The following is a 208-nucleotide window of genomic DNA, read 5'->3' as shown; positions in this document are numbered from 1 at the left end:
CGACCGCCATATGTACCTTGCTGCCTTTCTTGCGTTTGTATCCGTCGTAGCCTGCGCGTGCGCCGCTTTCGCACGTCGACTGCAGCGTACGGCCATCGAGGATGACCGCGCTGGGTTGACCACGGCGATCCTGGGCGACCCGGATGATCGAGCGCAAATCGCTCACCATGGCCTCGAAGCAGCCCGCCTGAATCCAGCGTTGCGTCTG

At 63.0% G+C, this 208-nt stretch carries 1 pseudogene; it reads right to left on the bottom strand.

The features are described 5' to 3' along the window. Positions 1 to 208 (bottom strand): annotated as a pseudogene (locus AB3X94_RS42415) (IS5/IS1182 family transposase); the annotation flags it as partial.

Origin of the sequence: Paraburkholderia sp. BR10923 (assembly GCF_040948765.1) — a bacterium.
Taxonomy (GTDB): Bacteria; Pseudomonadota; Gammaproteobacteria; order Burkholderiales; family Burkholderiaceae; genus Paraburkholderia; species Paraburkholderia youngii.
The sequence above is the reverse complement of the archived record's forward strand: the minus strand, read 5'-3'. Positions and strand labels throughout refer to the sequence as shown.